General features: G+C 72.7%; 15 protein-coding genes. 6 read left to right on the top strand and 9 right to left on the bottom strand.

The window, feature by feature from the left end:
- Positions 1 to 2 precede the first annotated feature (2 nt).
- Positions 3 to 470 (top strand): GtrA family protein, encoded by a 468-nt coding sequence (locus tag ACIP6W_RS14395; protein ID WP_400430127.1) that lies wholly within the window; start codon positions 3 to 5, stop codon positions 468 to 470.
- 34 nt (positions 471 to 504) lie between these two features.
- Here ACIP6W_RS14395 and ACIP6W_RS14390 read toward each other — a convergent pair whose 3' ends face one another.
- Together ACIP6W_RS14390 and ACIP6W_RS14385 are read right to left on the bottom strand one after the other, a co-directional pair.
- Complete coding sequence (locus tag ACIP6W_RS14390) at positions 505 to 1167, bottom strand: pentapeptide repeat-containing protein (RefSeq protein WP_400430125.1); 663 nt, start codon at positions 1165 to 1167, stop codon at positions 505 to 507.
- Positions 1164 to 2807, bottom strand: a complete 1644-nt coding sequence (locus ACIP6W_RS14385; protein ID WP_400430123.1) for an ArnT family glycosyltransferase — start codon at positions 2805 to 2807, stop codon at positions 1164 to 1166. Before ACIP6W_RS14385 ends, ACIP6W_RS14390 begins: the two co-directional genes overlap by 4 nt.
- 224 nt (positions 2808 to 3031) lie before the next feature.
- Here ACIP6W_RS14385 and ACIP6W_RS14380 point away from each other — a divergent pair, with 224 nt between their 5' ends.
- Positions 3032 to 4810 carry a hypothetical protein gene (locus tag ACIP6W_RS14380; RefSeq protein ID WP_400430121.1) on the top strand — a complete coding sequence of 593 codons (1779 nt, stop codon included), beginning with the start codon at positions 3032 to 3034 and terminating at the stop codon, positions 4808 to 4810.
- Positions 4811 to 4920: 110 nt separating this feature from the next.
- Here the strand turns inward: ACIP6W_RS14380 and ACIP6W_RS14375 are convergent, their stop codons facing one another.
- Genes ACIP6W_RS14375 through ACIP6W_RS14365 form a run of 3 tightly spaced genes read right to left on the bottom strand, consistent with a single transcriptional unit; the run spans position 4921 to position 7698 of the window.
- Positions 4921 to 6228, bottom strand: coding sequence for a UDP-glucose dehydrogenase family protein (locus ACIP6W_RS14375; protein WP_400430119.1), 1308 nt, complete (start codon positions 6226 to 6228; stop codon positions 4921 to 4923).
- 53 nt (positions 6229 to 6281) lie between these two features.
- Positions 6282 to 6830, bottom strand: coding sequence for a PH domain-containing protein (locus ACIP6W_RS14370; protein ID WP_251155541.1), 549 nt, complete (start codon positions 6828 to 6830; stop codon positions 6282 to 6284).
- A gap of 4 nt (positions 6831 to 6834) precedes the next feature.
- Positions 6835 to 7698, bottom strand: coding sequence for a biotin--[acetyl-CoA-carboxylase] ligase (locus ACIP6W_RS14365; protein WP_066655066.1), 864 nt, complete (start codon positions 7696 to 7698; stop codon positions 6835 to 6837).
- Positions 7699 to 7772: 74 nt separating this feature from the next.
- Between ACIP6W_RS14365 and ACIP6W_RS14360 the strand changes: the two genes are divergently transcribed.
- On the top strand, positions 7773 to 9368 hold the full coding sequence (locus ACIP6W_RS14360) for an acyl-CoA carboxylase subunit beta (protein ID WP_066655068.1): 1596 nt from the start codon (positions 7773 to 7775) through the stop codon (positions 9366 to 9368).
- Positions 9368 to 9643 (top strand): acyl-CoA carboxylase subunit epsilon, encoded by a 276-nt coding sequence (locus tag ACIP6W_RS14355; protein ID WP_251159531.1) that lies wholly within the window; start codon positions 9368 to 9370, stop codon positions 9641 to 9643. Before ACIP6W_RS14360 ends, ACIP6W_RS14355 begins: the two co-directional genes overlap by 1 nt.
- 473 nt (positions 9644 to 10116) lie before the next feature.
- Here the strand turns inward: ACIP6W_RS14355 and ACIP6W_RS14350 are convergent, their stop codons facing one another.
- The 4 genes from ACIP6W_RS14350 to ACIP6W_RS14335 all read right to left on the bottom strand — a co-directional run bounded on the left by ACIP6W_RS14350 (position 10117) and on the right by ACIP6W_RS14335 (position 14565).
- Positions 10117 to 11163, bottom strand: coding sequence for a hypothetical protein (locus ACIP6W_RS14350; RefSeq protein ID WP_400430117.1), 1047 nt, complete (start codon positions 11161 to 11163; stop codon positions 10117 to 10119).
- Entirely contained in the window at positions 11160 to 12461 is a 1302-nt protein-coding gene (locus ACIP6W_RS14345) for a sensor histidine kinase (protein WP_066655071.1), read from the bottom strand. The genes ACIP6W_RS14350 and ACIP6W_RS14345 overlap by 4 nt, the downstream gene beginning before the upstream one ends.
- 5 nt (positions 12462 to 12466) lie before the next feature.
- A complete protein-coding gene (locus ACIP6W_RS14340; RefSeq protein ID WP_066655072.1) occupies positions 12467 to 13183 on the bottom strand; it encodes a response regulator transcription factor in 717 nt (238 codons plus the stop codon).
- Between the two features lie 122 nt (positions 13184 to 13305).
- Complete coding sequence (locus ACIP6W_RS14335; protein WP_400430115.1) at positions 13306 to 14565, bottom strand: class I SAM-dependent RNA methyltransferase; 1260 nt, start codon at positions 14563 to 14565, stop codon at positions 13306 to 13308.
- 14 nt (positions 14566 to 14579) lie between these two features.
- Between ACIP6W_RS14335 and ACIP6W_RS14330 the strand changes: the two genes are divergently transcribed.
- Positions 14580 to 15389, top strand: coding sequence for a nucleoside triphosphate pyrophosphatase (locus ACIP6W_RS14330; protein ID WP_251159535.1), 810 nt, complete (start codon positions 14580 to 14582; stop codon positions 15387 to 15389).
- 79 nt (positions 15390 to 15468) lie between these two features.
- Entirely contained in the window at positions 15469 to 17247 is a 1779-nt protein-coding gene (locus ACIP6W_RS14325) for a biotin carboxylase N-terminal domain-containing protein (protein ID WP_209685144.1), read from the top strand.
- Positions 17248 to 17315: the final 68 nt, after the last annotated feature.

The following is a 17315-nucleotide window of genomic DNA, read 5'->3' as shown; positions in this document are numbered from 1 at the left end:
TCATCGCCCAGCTCGCCCGCTTCGGCATCGTCGGGGCCGTCGGCTTCGTCGTCGACCTCGGGGTGTTCAACCTGCTGCGGGCGACGGTCCTGTCGCCGGACGAGATCCACTCGGGTCCGTTCTGGGCGAAGGTCGTGTCGACGATCGTCGCGATCTTCGTGAACTGGATGGGCAACCGCTACTGGACCTTCCGGAACCAGCGTCGCTCGGTCGCCGCGAAGGAGGGCCTGGAGTTCGTCGTGGTGTCCCTCGGCGGCATGGTGATCTCGCTCGGCTGCCTCGGGGTTTCCCACTACGTGCTCGGTTTCACGTCGGCGCTCGCGGACAACATCTCCGGCAACGTGATCGGCCTGGTGCTCGGCACCGTGTTCCGCTTCTGGCTCTACAAGGCGTGGGTGTACCACCCGGACCGCGTCGAGCGCGAAACCGACCGTGCCGCCGACGCGGAGGCCCCCGCAGCGCAGCGCTGACCGGATCGGTGCCGTCGGGACCGGTGTCGCGGCCTCAGCCCTCGCCCTGGTCGACCGACATCTCGATCGTGTACTCGAGCGTCTGTTCCGGGGACGGCCCGGTCTTCACGTAGCAGGTCACCGGGGTCGTGCCCGGGTAGAAGAGGCCCTCGCGGTCCACGCAGGTGTTGTCGACGATGCCGGGCTGCGTCCCGGACGTCCACCGGAGCAACACCGGGTCCTGGCCGTCCGTCGTCGCGGATCCGGCGACCGCGGCGAGCGGGGTACCGGAGATCCGCATGCTGCTGATCACGGCATCGGTGAACCGGGTGTCGCCGAGTCGCGCGTCCGTGATCGAGGCCCCGGTCAGGTCGGTCTGCGTGAGGTCGGTCCCCCGCAGGTCCGCGCCGGTCAGGTCGGCACCATACAGGATGGTGCCGGTCAGGTCGGCGCCGGACAGGTCCGCACCACGGAGGTCGGCGAGCCGGAGGTCACGCTGGCGCAGGTCGGCACCGGCGAGGTCCACGCGCGGGCAGTGCGTCCGGTGGTCCACGGACGGCGCGTCGACGACGGCGCAGCCGCCGATCGTCTCGGTGGCCGGATCGGCGGAGGTGCGGTCGAGGACGACCGCACCGGCTGCTGCGAGGAGCACGACCATGCCGACGACCGCCAGGGTCCGTGGCCGGGAACGGCGCCTGGTGCGCTGGACGTCCGTCATGCCCCGCCTCCCGACGATCCGGTGAGCCAGTCCGGCAGCACACGCAGGGCGACGTCCGAGTACCAGCTCGGGTCGCGGGCGTTGGCGAAGAAGGCCACCGGCGTCGAGTACAGGACGAGGACGACGAGCACGACCACCGCCAGTGGGACGCCCGCGACGCGTCGCACCCCGACGGGCAGGGATCGCCACGAGGCCAGCCCCGCTGCCAGGGCGAACGCGTAGACGATCGGCAGGACCGGCAACAGGTAGCGCCCGGAGAAGGCGAGCTCCTGGTCGAGCTGCAGGACCGTCCGCACGTTGAACACGAACATGGCGACCACGTACACCGCGGCGATCGCGAACGCCCAGACCGTGGCCCTGCTCCGCAGCAGCTTCCGGAGGGTGAGGAGCAGGGCGAGGCACGCGGCGACGAACACGACCGTGCCGAGCAGTGCCACGCCGGGATCGAGCACCCAGGCGGAGTTCCGGTCCCGGTAGAAGAAGATCGACTGCAGGTAGGTGGTGCACCAGCGTCCGACGAACTCAAGGGCGTCGACGGACGGCTGCGACTTCCCCGTGACGATGTCGAGGTCGTGCACGCGTTCGAAGGCGTAGTTGCGCGCGTAGATGTCGAAGGTCAGGCACTGCTGGTGCGTGTGCAGCTTGTCGCAGTCCGGGTTGACCTGGCGGTAGCGCACCAGGTTGATCCCGTACCGCTCGACGAGGACGACGGCCGCGACGACGAACGCGACGAGCCGAGCGGTCGTCCTGACGGTCCGGCGACGCAGGTCCGTCGCCAGGTCCGACGCCGCACGGCGGGGGTCGAGCGCGCGGCGGAGACCGTCGCGCTGTGCGACGAGGACGATCGCGAGGACGATCGCGACGACCACGAAGGGCAGGAACGTGTACTTCGTGATGATCGCCCATGCGCCGGCGACGACCGCTCCGCCCAGCGCCGCCGAAGCGGGGTCGCGGACGTACCGGACCGTGAGGAGCAGGCAGACCAGGAACAGGGTCGTGGCCGGGGCGTCGTAGCTGACCGCCGCCGACTGCCAGACGTAGCGGCCGGTGAAGGCCAGGAGCACGGTGGTCAGGACGGCCGTCGGCGCGGAGAACCCGATGGCCTCGACGAGACGCCGGACGGCGACGAGACCGAGCGCGCCGAACACCACGTTGACCAGCCGCAGGGACACGACCACCCAGCCGTACGGCACCGACTCGTGCAGCATCAGCTTCACCGGGAAGCTCATCACGTAGTAGTACGCGTAGCTCGGGAACCGCAGGACCTCACCCATCGCCAGGTCCCGGGTCGGCACGCTGTCGATGATCGGCCCCGCTACGACGGACCGCTGCGCGTAGAAGAGGATGTTCGCGATGTGCCGGTGTTCGTCGGGGGCGATGGTGCCGGCGTAGGGCACGTTGCCGTTCCCGTCGACCACCGGGTAGTGCAGCACCACCGCGAACACCACGCCGAGCAGCACGAAGGCCACGAGCGTCGCCCGGAGGACCCACGGGCGTGTGAGGAGCTCGCCGACCCACGCGAGCCGGTCGCCCGAGCTGCTGCCGGCTCCGGCCGGGCGGCCTCCGCCGTGCGGTCGGACCGCCGTCGCGTGCGCGACCGCACGACTCGACGGCGCGGTGTCGTGCGCGCTTCCGGACATCGGCTCGACGATATCCCGTCCACTCCCCCTCCCGCGACACTGACTGCCCGGCCGCGGCGCACGGGGAGTGCGTCGCCCCTCCCGCCGCGGCCGACCGGTATCGTGGACGACCGTGTGCCGGGACGCCGACCGGTCGCGGAAGAGAGGGTCCGATGAGTCACGCCGCCACCGCGGAATGTCCTGCGCGGAGTGACGCGAGCCCGGTCCCCGATCCGCTCCCGCAGGTGTCGCGGTCCGCGGTCGTGCTGAACGCCGTCCTCGTGGTCCTGCTCGCCGTCCCCGTCGTGTCGATGGCGTACCGGAGCCGACTGTCGATCACGAACATCGACGGCGTCTCCTACATGGGCATCGCGCGGCAGTACGCGGCCGGTGACCTCGGCGACGCCGTGAACGCCTACTGGTCGCCCCTGGTCTCGTGGCTCATGGCCCCGTTCGTCCGCGCCGGCCTCGGTCTCACGACGTCGTACGTGACCGTGAACGCCCTCGCCTGCGTCGCGATCCTGGTCCTCGGCGCCTGGCTCGTCCTCCGGGTGACGCGCAGCGGCTGGGCGGCTGCCTTCACCTCGGCGGCGACCACGCCGGTGCTCCTCGCGAACGTCGCACGGCAGACGCCGGACCTGCTGGTGCTGCTCTGGTTCGTCGCCTTCGTGTGGGTGCTCCTCGTCGCGGACGGCGCACGGAACGGCACGCTCCGGCGGCGGATCGTCGTCGGGGCCGGACTCGGCGCCCTCTGCGCGTTCGGCTTCTTCGCCAAGCTGTTCCTCGTCCCCGTCTTCGTCGTCGTGGTCCCGCTCTGGTTCGCCCTGCGCTGGTGGCAGACCGACCACCGGGACCGTGCCGCCCTCCGTCGCTCCGGCGTCCTGCTCACCGCAGCGCTCGTCGCCCTCGTGGTCGTGGCCGCACCCTGGGTGACCGCGCTGTCGCTCAAGTACCACACGGTCACCGCCGGTTCCTCCCTCGTCGTCAACACCGAGAGCAAGTTCACCGATGCCGCCGACGGGCCCGGCGACGACTACGTGTTCCCCCTGCCCCCGAACGCCACGGCGTTCTCACCCGCCGAGGACCGCACACCCAGCGTCTACGACGGACGCGCCCTGACGGCACCGCGGACGACACAGTCCGCTGACCCAGCCCCGACCGACGGCGCGACGGCGTCGGCGACGACGACGTTGGCCGGCAAGCTCACCTACTACGTCTCACAGCGGCTCGACGCGCTGCCGTACTACCAGATGCGGATCAGCTCGTTCGCGCCCTTCGCCACCTGGATCGGGGTGCTGTTCGCCGTCGGGCTCCTCCTCCGGGTCGTCGACACACGGCGGCACACGCTGGCCGTCGTCGCTGCCGTCGCCACCGGCGTGTACTGGCTCGGGTACGCGGGGATCGCGACCGTGGAGTCCTTCGGCGGGAACGCGCGCTACTACCTGCCGCTGTTCTCCGGCACCGTGATCATCGTGGCCACGCTCCTGCCCGACGTCTGGCGCCGCATCGGTCGGGGACACCTGCTCCGGCGTGTCGTGGCCGTCGCCGGCTGCCTGCTCGTGCTCACCGCCTCGGTGACGCAGAACGCGCTCGGGATCGCCGCGCCGTTCTCGTCAGTGAACGGCGGGTCGATCGGCGCCGAGCCGCTGGCCGTCACCGGGCCGACCCTGCGCCCGGACGAGCCCCTGGTCGACGCGCTGGCGGCGAGGGATGCAGTGCCCGCCGGCAGTCTCATCTCCGGCTCGAACGCGCGCGGCATGGTGCAGCTCGCGTTCCGCTTCGACGCGCAGGTCGCCGGGCGCGACTCCCAGCGGTACGACATCACGGACCCGTCCTTCGTCGGCCTGCTCGAGCGCGCCGGGGTGCAGTACTGGTTGCAGTTCACCCCGCAGGACGCCGTGGCCCCGGACCTCAGCGCCGTCGGGCAGGTGACCGAGGACTTCGTCATCGACAGCACCTGCCAGGACAGCAAGGGCGCCGCCGTCGAGCCGTGCCGCGTGCAGGTCGTGCGCGTCGGCGGCTGACCTGGGCCGTACCCGCCGGGACGGACCGCCCCGAGCGCGGGCAACACGGGGAGCACGGACGACGGACGGCCGGGCGGATCGCGTCCGCCCGGCCGTCCGTCACCGTCGTGCTAGCGCCCCATGCCCCGGTAGGTGAAGCCGGCGGCGGTCCAGGCCTCGCGGTCGAGGCAGTTCCGACCGTCGACCACGACCGGCGACGCGACGAGCGAGGCGACCTCGGCCGCGTCGAGCGCACGGAACACCGACCACTCGGTCAGCACGAGCACGATGTCCGCGCCGGTGACCGCCTCGGTCGGCGATCCGACGTACTCGAGCTCCGGGTGCAGCCGACGGGCGGTCTCGATCGCCTCCGGGTCGTACGCCGCCACCGATGCGCCGAGCTCGTGCAGGCGTGCCGCGATGTCGAGCGCCGGGGAGTCGCGGACGTCGTCCGAGTTCGGCTTGAAGGCCAGGCCCAGCACGGCGACGCGCTTCCCGGTGACCGTCCCACCGAGCATCTCCGTGGCGAGGTCGACCGCGTGCGCGCGTCGACGGAGGTTGGTGGCGTCCACGTCGGCCAGGAAGGCGAGGGACTCCCCCACGCCCAGCTCGTCGGCGCGGGCCTGGAACGCGCGGATGTCCTTCGGCAGGCAGCCGCCGCCGAAGCCGAGACCGGCGTTGAGGAACTTCCGACCGATCCGGTCGTCGTGCCCGATCGCGTCGGCGAGCGCCGTGACGTCGGCGCCGGCGACCTCGGCGATCTCGGCCATCGAGTTGATGAACGAGATCTTCGTCGCGAGGAACGCGTTCGCGCTGATCTTCACGAGCTCCGCCGTGGGCAGGTTCACCACGAGGCGGGGCGTCCCCGCGGCGAGCGCCTGCGCGTACACCTCGTCGAGGGCCGCGACGGCACGCTCGCCGGCCTCGCCCTCCGGGACGCCGTAGACGAAGCGGTCGGGCGAGATGGTGTCCTGCACGGCGAAGCCCTCGCGGAGGAACTCCGGGTTCCACACCAGGGTCGCACCGGGGACCGCCGCCTCGACCTCGGCGGCCAGGCGCGCGGCGGTGCCGACCGGGACGGTCGACTTGCCCACGACGAACTCACCGGCCGACAGGTGCGGCGTGAGCGAGGCGACCGCGGCGTCGACGTACCGCATGTCCGCGGCACCGGTGGGACCCTGCGGGGTGCCGACCGCGAGGAAGTGCACGGCGGACCCGGCGACCTCGGCCATCTCGGTGGTGAAGCGGATGCGACCGGACGCCAGGGCCTCGGTCAGGATCTCGGGCAGCCCGGGCTCGAAGAAGGGGGCCTCGCCGGCGGCGAGACGCTCGATCTTGGTCGGGTCGACGTCGACCGCGACGACCTCGTGTCCGAGCTTGGCCATGGAAGCGGCGTGCACGGCACCGAGGTACCCGCAGCCGATGACGGAGATACGCACGGGACGACGCTACCGGGTAACGAGGAAGACTCCCACTCCGGGCGCTCGGCACCTCACCGACCGGGGTCGCCCCAGGCGGGTCGCGAGGGTCCCCCGACGATCTCGTCCCAGTCCGGCTCGCGGTGCCGTCGGCGGGCCTCGTGCGCCTCGACCAGGTCGTGCAGCACGGCCACCACGAGGTCGGCGTGCGGGACGTCGGCGAGCACCACGGGCGTGTCCTCGCCGGGGAAGACGAGCACGTCACCGGACCGCCACACCCCCTGCAGGCCGCGGCGCCGCACCGTGACGTCGTACCCGCGGGAGTGCAGGAGCTCGCGACGGGTCCGGGTGCCGAGACCACGGACCACCACGAGCCGCCGGGTCGTCACCACGTACCGCTCGGACATCCACCGCAGCAGCGGGACGAGGCCGCCGAGCACGACGAGCAGGACCGTCAGTCCGGCGACGACCGCGTTCAGCCACGCGAGCTGTGCGCGGAACACGCCGAAGCCGAAGCCCCCTGCCAGTGCGACGACCACGACGAAGACGGCCGGACGGACGAGTCGGCGCGCGTGCGGCCGCAGCCGCGCGACCACGCGTTCGGGCGGCGGCTCGGCGGTCATGCCGTCATGCATAGCGCAGGTGGGTGAGGTCCCCCACCGCGACGCCCCTGGTTCGGCCGTCCCGATCCCGGATCGTGATGCGACCGTCGTCGTCGATGCCGGTGGCGTCGACCTCGTCGACGGTGCCGTCGGGCAGTTCCAGACGGACCCGGCGACCGATCGTGCCGCACGCTGCGCGGACGTGTGACCGGACGGCTCCGGCGGCCGCACCCCCGTCCACCAGCGCACGCACCGCCTCCAGGACGGCCGTCGTCCAGGTGGACAGCACCGCGTCCGCCAGGCCGTCGGCGTCACCGGTCGCACCGGCGACCGCCAACGACGTCGCGGTGGGCGTCGGCAGGGCGTCCTCCGGGATCGTCAGGTTCACGCCGGCGCCGACGACGACGCTGCCGTCGGCGGCGACCTGGCAGAGGATGCCGCACACCTTGCGTCCGTCGACGAGCACGTCGTTCGGCCACTTCACCAGGACACGCGGCTCCGGCACGGGCGTCGCGTCGTCGGCGTCGGCGGCCGGACGGGAGGCCCTGGTCGCCGCGTCGACGTCGCCCAGCACGGCGGACACCGCGTCGCGCATCGCGGCGCCGGCGACCAGGGGCAGCCACCCGCGGTCGCGGTCGGCCAGGTCGGCGCGGACGAGCAGGCTCACCGCGAGCGTCTGCCCGGTCGGCGCGCTCCACGACCGGTCGAGCCGCCCGCGCCCCGCCGTCTGGTCGAGCGTGACCACGGCGCTGCCGTGCGCCCGACCGGGAGCGACGTCCAGCAGGTCGGCGTTCGTGGAGCCGGTGCGCCCGACGGCGTCGAACACCCCACCGGCGGCCTCGACGACGGCACGGGCACGCGGCAGGACCGGCGGGACGGGTGTGGACATGCACGCAAATCTACGGGCAGGAACCGTGGGGGTCCTCCAACCGGCCCCGCCGTGGCCGCCGGTAGGGTGAGCGGGTGACCACAGGAGACACCCCCGACCTCTCGACCACGGCCGGTCGCCTCGCGGACCTGCGCGACCGCTACCACGAGGCCGTGACCGCCGCGGGCGAGGCCGCCATCGCGAAGCAGCACGCGAAGGGCAAGGGCACCGCCCGCGAGCGCATCGAGCAGCTCCTCGACGAGAACTCGTTCGTCGAGTTCGACGAGTTCGTGCGCCACCGCACGACGTCGTTCGGCATGGACGCGAAGCGCCCCTACGGCGACGCCGTCGTGACCGGCGTCGGCACGATCCACGGCCGCAACGTCGCGGTCTACGCGCAGGACTTCACGGTCTTCGGTGGCTCCCTCGGCGAGGTCGCCGGCGAGAAGATCGTCAAGGTGATGCAGCACGCGCTGAAGACGGGTGTGCCGATCATCGGCATCCTCGACTCCGGCGGCGCCCGGATCCAGGAGGGCGTCGTCGCCCTGGGCAAGTACGGCGAGATCTTCCGCCTGAACACCCAGGCCTCCGGGGTCATCCCGCAGATCTCCATCGTGATGGGGCCGGCAGCCGGTGGTGCGGTGTACTCCCCCGCGCTCACCGACTTCGTCATCATGGTGGACAAGACGAGCCACATGTTCGTCACCGGTCCGGACGTCATCAAGACCGTCACCGGCGAGGACGTCGGCTTCGAGGAGCTCGGCGGCGCGCAGACGCACAACGCCGTCTCGGGCGTCGCGCACTACCTGGCCGAGGACGAGACCGACGCGCTCGACTACGCGCGCTCCCTCGTCGGCTTCCTGCCGGACAACAACCTGTCCGACCCGCCGGCCTACGACGTCGCCCCGGAACTCGAGACGACCGACGCCGACCACGAGCTCGACGTCGTCATCCCCGACTCGACGAACCAGCCGTACGACGTCACCACGATCGTCGAGCACATCGTCGACGACGGTGAGTTCCTCGAGGTCCAGCCGCTCTTCGCCCCGAACATCATGGTCGGCTTCGGCCGCGTCGAGGGCCGCACCGTCGGCATCATCGCGAACCAGCCGCAGGCGATGGCCGGGACGCTGAACATCGACGCCGGCGAGAAGGCGGCCCGCTTCGTCCGGTTCTGCGACGCGTTCGGCATCCCGATCCTGACCCTCGTCGACGTCCCCGGCTACCTGCCCGGCACCGACCAGGAGTGGACCGGCGTGATCCGCCGCGGTGCGAAGCTGCTGTACGCGTACGCCGAGGCCACCGTGCCGCTCGTCACCGTCATCACGCGGAAGGCCTACGGCGGCGCGTACATCGTGATGGGCTCGAAGCAGCTCGGTGCGGACATCAACCTGGCGTGGCCGACGGCCGAGATCGCGGTGATGGGCGGCCAGGGTGCGGTCAACATCCTGTACCGGGCCGAGATCAAGCGCGCGGAGGAGGCGGGCGAGGACGTCGCCGCGGTGCGCACCAGGCTCGCGAACGAGTACACCTACAACGTGGCGTCACCGTACCTGGCGGCCGAGCGCGGCGAGCTCGACGGCATCATCCAGCCGCACGCGACCCGGGTCTCGGTGATCAAGGCGCTGCGGGCGCTGCGCGGGAAGCGCGCGTCGCTGCCGCCGAAGAAGCACGGGAACATCCCGCTCTGATGGGACGACACGCAGCACACCTCCCGGCGGACGCCGCGGTGCCGGCCGCGGCGGACGGCCCGGTCGGCGCCGACGTCCGGGTCGTCGCGGGCGACCCCTCGCCGGAGGAGCTGGCGGCCGTCGTCGCCGTGCTCCAGCGGCAGGCCGACGAGGTCGCCGCCACCGGTCGCGCCGAGGTCACCGACTCACCACGGACCGGGTGGGACGCGTCCGCCCGTGGCCTCCGCCGGCCGCTCGAGCACGGCTCCGGCGCCTGGGCCCGCTCGTTGCGCTGACCGACGGGCTGCGAGCGGCACGCCGCACGTCCCTCAACGGACCCCCGCCGTTCCCCGGCGGGGGTCTTGCGCGTCCGGGGGTATCGGCGGCACGATGTACCCCTGTCGCACCGCGCGACCCGGTCGTCGACCTTGGGTTGCGGGGTGCAATTCCCGGTCGGTCTCCCCTCGGCCGGGGGACACATCGACCGCGGAACCACCGGGAGGGCGTGGTTTGTCCCCCATAATGACGACTGACACGGCTTCGCGCAGCGGGCATAGTTGTCTGTGTTCGGTGTCCTTCCCAGAAGAACATCGTTGGTCGGTGGCCGACTAGGGTACGACGCCTCCGACCAGCTGCGAGCCAGGGCGACATTCGGGTTGTCGCTCAGGCTCGGGTCGTGAACGGGCCGGCCCCCCGGGACCGGCCCGTTCCCCCTTTCCCGGGTGGCCTTGCGCGCGCGTCACGCTGGACGGCGGCCGCCGGTGCCGCCTCAGACCGTCGCGCGGCGCGGGATCTCGGTCCAGAGCACCACCGAGTCGTCCTCGTCGCCGTCGTCGTCCGATCCGACGCCGAGCGCCGCGGACTCGCTCGCCGCGGTGTCCAGTCGCAGCCCGACGATGGTGACCGCCGCCTCCGACCCCTCGGCCACCGTCCGGACGATCACGTTGTCCGCCTCGCGGGCTCGGCGCAGCGCACCGGCGATCTCGGCGTGCACCCGGCGGAGCTCGTCGATCTCCAGGTCGTCGAGGCCACCGTCGTCGTGCAGCTGTACCGTGGCCCCCCGTCGCCGCAGGCGCATGACCTCGTCACGGACGTCGTCGGACAGCAGCGACCGTCCGCGGATCTCGTCGCGGATCGCCTGCTCGAGGTGCAGGCACTCGGCCCGCTCGGCGTCGGTCAGGTCCCCACCCCGATCGATCACCTGCTGCAGCATCGGCAGCGCCATCCGGGTGGTCTGGCTCAGGCGGAACTGCCGCTCGAACACGTGGGCGTCCTGCGCGGCCTGCCAGTCCGCGGTCTCCTGCTCGGCACGGATGAAGTCGCGCGTGGTGCGGGTCGCCCGGTCCATCGCGACGGCGAAGCCGGTGGCGACGGCGACCCACGTCAGGTTGCCGACCAGTCCGAGCGCCCCGAAGGCACCCGGTCCTGCCCAGACCACACCGAAGACCGTGACGAAGCCGACGCCGACCCACGCGAAGGCGCGTCGGCCCCGCACGACGAGCACGACCATGAGCGTGCCGACCGCGGCGACCCACCAGGTGATCGAGTCGTCCTTCACCGTCAGGTCGACGACCGGGGCGGCGATGACCGGCATGACCAGCGCGGTGGCGAGCGAGAAGCACGCCGCCCAGACCGGGAGGGTCCGACCGGGCAGGAAGATCGCGACGACGCTCGCGGCGGCGTAGAGCACCATGCACGTGAGCACCGGACCGACGTCACGGACGAACGGGAACGACGCCACGCCCAGCACGAGGTGGAAGACGGAGAACAGCGCGGCGAGCCCGATGGCGATCCTCGCCGGCAGGGACACCCTCATGCGGACACCTCCGGGTGCCACTCGAGGCGGACCCGCGTACCCGCCCCGGGGTTGCTCGCGACCACCGCCGTGCCGCCCACGGCCTGCACCCGCTCGATGATCGAGCGGCGGACGCCGAGCCTCGCGGCAGGGACGGCAGCGAGGTCGAACCCGGCGCCGTCGTCACCGACCTCGACGTGCACGGCGCCACCACGTTGCTCGACACGGACCCACCGCTCGACCCCTGCCCCGCCGGCGTGCTGCACGCTGTTGACGCACGCCTGCAACGCCGCGGATGCGAGCGCGTCCGCGATCGTCGCCGGGATGCGCAGCCCGCCGACCGGGGCGTCCCGCAGCCGGACGGGAGCGGCGAGCGCTCCGACGGCGTCGGTGATGCGGACGCGGAGGTCGTGCACCGTCACGGGCGGGGCCTCCCCCGGCAGGTCGGCTGCAGCGGCGCCGAGGTGGTCGATGGCGTTGCGCGCCATGCGGGCGGCGAGGGCCTTCGCCTCGGGCGTGTCCGCGCGTGCCGCCGAGAGCAGCGTGGTCAGGACGCTGTCGTGGACGATCGCGTCGACCTGCACCCGCTCGACCTCGGTCGCGTGCTCGCGGATCGCGAGCGAGTAGCGCCGCACCGCGGTGGCCTGTGCGGCGTCCACCGCAGCGGCGGCCCGACGGAGGAGCACGGCGATGACGAGGACCGCTCCGCTGAGGATCGCCGAGTACACGCCCTGGAGCACCGCGCTGGCCCCGGCGTCGCCACCGAGCGGCGTGAGGCGCACGACGACGTAGACGGCGGGCACGAGCGCGGTGTAGACGGTCGCGCGCCACGGTGCGAAGCCCATCGCCGCCGCCGTCGACCCCACGGTGAGGAACCACCACGGCCAGGGGTACTGACCGTCCGGGATCGGCTCGCGGACGGTGAGCGGCCACGTGACGAGCACGACGAGGAACAGCAGCGCGCACACGATCTGGGCGACCTGCGCGAACCGCTGCGCGAACGCGGACACCCCGACCGCCACGAACGACGCGCCGAGGACCGCCGCGGCGACCGGGCCCCACACGGGATCGAGCCACGTCAGCTGCCGCACGACGGCGGGCGCGTAGACCGCGCCGTACCCGACCGCGGCGACCGCGATGAGGATCGCGAAGAGTCGTTCGACCGATGCCTGCGTCAGCGCGGGTCGCACACCGCGCAGGGGGTCGACGCCGAACGGTGCCGCCTCGGTCGGCGCGACGTCGTCCGTCGCGGAGCCCGACCCGTCGGGCGCCCCGGCCGGGACACCCGCCGACCGTGCCGGTCCGGCCGTGGTGGCCATCGGGGTCAGCGGCCGTCGGTGTCGGGGTCGATGCCCGAGTCGAGCCCGGGCAGGATGCCGTCCTCGACCGCGCGGCGCAGCAGGTCGACCTTCGTCGGCGCCGGACGCCCCACCTCGACGTACTTCACACGGATGCGGTCGAGGTACTCACGCGCCGTCGAGTACCCGATGCCGAGCTGCTGCGCCGCGAGCTTGAGCGGCAGCCCGGAGGCGTAGAGGTGCAGGATCTCGCGCTCGCGGCGTCCGAGCTGCGCCTTGGCGAAGTCGCGGTCGGCGTCGATGGCGCTCGCCCACTCGAGGTTGTTGAGCACGTCGCCGCGGGCGACGGTCGCCACGGCCGCCATCACGGTCTTGGTCGCGGACGACTTGGGGATGACGCCGGCCGCCCCTGCGGCCAGTGCCTCGCGCACGCTCGCGACGCGGTCGGCGATCGAGTGGACGAGCACCGCGGAGCCGGTGCCCTGCACACCCTTGACGTTCGCGGTCACGGTCGAGCCGTCGCCGAGCGACAGGTCGAGCACGACGACGTCGACCTCACGCCCGCCGAGCTGGGCCACGTACTCGGGCACGCTCGCGGCGGTGAGCACCACCTCGAACCCCTCGTTCTGGCACGCCGCCTGGATGCCGAGCCGCACGGACTCGTGGTCGTCGACGATCGCGACGCGGACGGGCCTGGTGGCCAGTCCGGTCGTCCCGCTGCTGGTGTTCGTGTCTGCTGCCACGGTGACCTCTCGTTCCGATGCGCGCCCGGCCCCTGTCGCCGGGAGCGATCACCGACCAAGGATACCCAGGTCGGACCCAGGCTCCGAGTTGTGGGACACCGCGTCACACTGCGGACCCGGGGTCAGGCGATCGGGACCAGCCGCGCGACCGCCTCGAGGTGGTGGGTGTGCGGGAACAGGTCGAACGCACGCAGCGCCTCGAGCCGGTACCCGAGGTCGGCGAAGGTCGCGACGTCGCGCGCCAGGGCGACCGGGTCGCAGGCGACGTAGACGACCTGCGCGGGCTGGAGCGCGGCGACCTGCACGACGACCTCGCGGCCCGCGCCGGACCGCGGCGGGTCGAGCACGACGGTGCCTGCGCGGAAGCGCTGCAGCTCCGGTCGGGACGCGTCGGCGGCCGTCCGGGCGAGCCAGCGGTCCACGCGGCCGGTCTCGGCACGCGCGCCGATCCACTCCGCCAGGTTCTCCTGCGCGTGCTCGGTGGCCCGGGCCGCGCTCTCGACGCTCGTGATGCGGGCCTTCGGGCCGACGACGTCGCCGAGTGCCGCCGCGAGCAGTCCGACGCCGCCGTAGAGGTCGAGGTGCTGCCCCTCCGGGTCGAGCCGGTCACGGTCGACCAGGTCCTGCACGGCCGCGGTGAGCACGGCCGGCGCCTGTCGGTGGACCTGCCAGAAGCCGTTGTCGTCGACGGTGAACGAACGCTCCCCCACGAGCTCGGTCACGACGGTGGGCTTCTGCTCGTCGATGACGAGCCGGGCCCCCTCGGCGCCGCTCGGCGCGAGGACGTCGACGACCGACGCGCCCGGCATCGCACCGCGCCCGAGCGGCGCACTCTCCTGCACGCGCGCGGAGGCGAGCGGGAGCGAGGCCACCGGCACCACCGTGTGGGAGCGCGAGGCGAACGGGCCCGCCGTACCGTCCTCGTCGACGTGCAGCCGGACGCGCGTGCGCCAGCCGAGGCCGTTCGACTCCTCATCGCCGGGGGCGGCCTCGACGGTGATGTCGTGCCCGAGCACCTCGGTGAGGTCCGTGCGGGCGAACCGCGCGAAGGCGTCGACCAGGACGTCGTGCTTGAGGGTGCGCTGGTGCGGCAGGGCGATGTGCCCGAACTCCGCACCGCCGGCGCGCACGGCGGGGTCGCGGTCGAGGGCGGCCTCGGGCCAGACGTGGTCGACCCGGTGCTCGCTCGGCGACAGGACGGACACGGTGTCGGCACGCCAGAACGACTTCTTGCGGTCCTCGGTCACGCGCGCGACGACGCGCTCGCCCGGCACCGCGTCCGAGACGAAGACCACACGCCCCTCGTGCCGTGCCACCGAGATGCCGCCGTGGGCGATCCCGGTGACGTCGAGTTCGAGCAGCGTTCCGACGGATTCACCCATGGTTCGATGTTCCCATGCGTCTGTACCTCGCGAGTACCTCCCCCGCCCGCCGTGCGCTCCTGGCGCAGACCGGCATCGAGCCGGTGCTCGTCGCGCCGGGCGTGGACGAGGACGCCGCCGTCGCCGCCGCGCGGGCCGCGCTCGGCCGGGAGCTCACCGGTCCGGAGCTCGTCGGGCTCCTCGCGGTCGCCAAGGCGGACGCCGTCGCGAACGCCCGCGTCGCCGGGTCCGCCGTGGACGGCTTCGTGTTCGGCGGCGACTCCGCCTTCGAGGTGGACGGCGTCCTGCACGGCAAGCCCCACGACCCGGAGGTCGCGAAGGAACGGTGGCGGCAGATGCTCGCCGCGGGCGGCGGCACCCTGTGGAGCGGCCACTGCGTCGTGGACCGGCGCCTCGACCGCGGTCTCGACACGGCCCCGGACGCGACCGAGGACCGGCCTGGAGGCGCGGGGCGGACCGGCACCGCGCCTCCCGTCCGACGGGTGGACGCGGCAGACGGCGGGCCGCTGGGCATCGCCGGTCACCTCGGTGACGTCGCGCCGGGCGGGTCCACACTGGTCGCCGCCGGAGACCACGTCGTCGCCGTGGACAGCGCCGTGCTGACCTTCGCCGAGGACGTGTCGATCGAGGAGATCGACGCGTACGTCGCGACGGGCGAGCCCCTCGAGGTCGCGGGCGCCTTCACGATCGACGGACGGGCCGCGGCGTACATCACGCGCATCGACGGAGCACCGTCGGCCGTGGTCGGGCTGTCGCTGCCGGTCCTGCGGTCGATGCTGCTCCGTGGCTTCGGCGTCGCCTGGCACGATCTGTGGGCGCTGTAGACATCCACACTGCTGGACGCTGTTTCTTTGTACGTGCCGGTCAAAACCGGTCGCCGCTGCACGAATACGCTGACGTACCATGCCCCGTATCAGCAAGGTCCTCATCGCGAACCGCGGCGAGATCGCCGTCCGCATCATCCGCGCGGCCCGCGACGCTGGCAAGGCCTCGGTCGCGGTGTACGCCGACCAGGACCGCGACGCCCTCCACGCCCGCCTCGCCGACGAGGCCTACGCGCTGAACGGCACCACGAGCGCGGACACCTACCTCGTGATCGACAAGATCATCTCGGTGGCCCGCCGGTCCGGGGCCGACGCCGTGCACCCCGGGTACGGGTTCCTCGCCGAGAACGCCGACTTCGCCCGTGCCGTCATCGACGCCGGGCTCACCTGGATCGGCCCCTCGCCGGAGTCGATCGAGCAGCTCGGGGACAAGGTCTCCGCGCGCCACGTGGCCGAGAAGGTCGGCGCGCCGCTCGCGCCGGGCACCATCGAGCCCGTCGCGGACGCTGCCGAGGTCATCGCGTTCGCGGACGAGGTCGGTCTGCCGGTCGCCATCAAGGCGGCCTTCGGCGGCGGCGGCCGTGGCCTGAAGGTCGCACGCACGCGCGACGAGGTCGCCTCGCAGTTCGAATCGGCGACGCGCGAGGCCATCGCCGCGTTCGGTCGCGGTGAGTGCTTCGTCGAGAAGTACCTCGACAAGCCGCGCCACGTCGAGACCCAGTGCCTGGCCGACGAGCACGGCAACGTCGTCATCGTCTCCACCCGCGACTGCTCGCTGCAGCGTCGGCACCAGAAGCTCGTCGAGGAGGCCCCGGCGCCGTACCTGACGCCCGAGCAGCAGACGCGCCTGTACGAGTCGTCGAAGGCGATCCTCCGCGAGGTCGGCTACGTCGGAGCCGGCACGTGCGAGTTCCTCATCGGCGCGGACGGCACGGTCTCGTTCCTCGAGGTGAACACCCGCCTGCAGGTCGAGCACTGCGTCTCCGAGGAGGTCACGGGCATCGACCTCGTCCGCGAGCAGTTCCGCATCGCCGAGGGCGGCACGCTCGACTACGAGGACCCCACCCCGCGCGGTCACTCGTTCGAGTTCCGCATCAACGGCGAGGACCCGGGTCGGAACTTCTTCCCGGCACCCGGTCCCGTGCACGCGTTCACCGCGCCGTCGGGCCCCGGCGTCCGCGTCGACTCCGGTGTGGTCTCCGGCGACGTCGTCTCCGGCTCGTTCGACTCCATGCTCGCGAAGCTCATCGTCACCGGCGCCACCCGCGAAGAGGCGCTCGAGCGGTCGCGCCGCGCCCTGGCCGAGTTCGAGGTCACCGGACTGCCGACCGTGCTGCCCTTCCACCGTGCGGTCGTGTCGGACCCGGCGTTCGCGACGGACGACGAGACGCCGTTCAGCGTGTACACGCAGTGGATCGAGACGGACTTCCAGAACGACATCCCGGCCTGGAGCGGTTCCCCCGAGGAGCTCCCCGCACCGGCCGCCCGCGAGAGCGTCGTCGTCGAGGTCCAGGGCAAGCGCATCGAGGTCACCATGCCCTCGATCGTCGGCGGTGGCGCTGCCGGCGCCGCCGGTCGGCGTCCGGCCGGTCCCTCCGCTCCCCCGAAGCGCCGGTCGTCCGGCGTGAAGGGCGGGCTCGTGTCCTCGGGCTCGGTGACGTCCCCGATGCAGGCAACCGTCGTGAAGCTCGCGGTCGCCGAGGGTGACACCGTCGTGAAGGGCGACCTGCTCGTCGTCCTCGAGGCCATGAAGATGGAGCAGCCCGTCCAGGCCCCGCGCGACGGGGTCGTGACCGGCCTGAACGCCCCCGTCGGTCAGACGATCTCGTCCGGCCACGTGCTGCTCGAGCTCGCGTAGCGCGCCGCGGGGCGGGCACCGCGGCCGCGCCGCGCGCCGCGCGCCGCGCCGCACAACCGAAAGCACCT

Origin of the sequence: Curtobacterium sp. NPDC088465, assembly GCF_044753165.1 — a bacterium.
In the GTDB taxonomy this organism is placed as follows: domain Bacteria; phylum Actinomycetota; class Actinomycetes; order Actinomycetales; family Microbacteriaceae; genus Curtobacterium.
Note: the sequence above shows the minus strand (reverse complement) of the source record. Positions and strands in the feature narration are given on the sequence as shown.

Bases quoted from the DNA above. Each gene is read 5' to 3' on its own strand.
- ACIP6W_RS14390 (WP_400430125.1), bottom strand. From the start codon at position 1,167: ATGACGGACGTCCAGCGCACCAGGCGCCGTTCCCGGCCACGGACCCTG.
- ACIP6W_RS14385 (WP_400430123.1), bottom strand. From the start codon at position 2,807: ATGTCCGGAAGCGCGCACGACACCGCGCCGTCGAGTCGTGCGGTCGCG.
- ACIP6W_RS14370 (WP_251155541.1), bottom strand. From the start codon at position 6,830: ATGACCGCCGAGCCGCCGCCCGAACGCGTGGTCGCGCGGCTGCGGCCG.
- ACIP6W_RS14365 (WP_066655066.1), bottom strand. From the start codon at position 7,698: ATGTCCACACCCGTCCCGCCGGTCCTGCCGCGTGCCCGTGCCGTCGTC.
- ACIP6W_RS14355 (WP_251159531.1), top strand. From the start codon at position 9,368: ATGGGACGACACGCAGCACACCTCCCGGCGGACGCCGCGGTGCCGGCC.
- ACIP6W_RS14350 (WP_400430117.1), bottom strand. From the start codon at position 11,163: ATGAGGGTGTCCCTGCCGGCGAGGATCGCCATCGGGCTCGCCGCGCTG.
- ACIP6W_RS14345 (WP_066655071.1), bottom strand. From the start codon at position 12,461: ATGGCCACCACGGCCGGACCGGCACGGTCGGCGGGTGTCCCGGCCGGG.
- ACIP6W_RS14335 (WP_400430115.1), bottom strand. From the start codon at position 14,565: ATGGGTGAATCCGTCGGAACGCTGCTCGAACTCGACGTCACCGGGATC.
- ACIP6W_RS14330 (WP_251159535.1), top strand. From the start codon at position 14,580: ATGCGTCTGTACCTCGCGAGTACCTCCCCCGCCCGCCGTGCGCTCCTG.
- ACIP6W_RS14325 (WP_209685144.1), top strand. From the start codon at position 15,469: ATGCCCCGTATCAGCAAGGTCCTCATCGCGAACCGCGGCGAGATCGCC.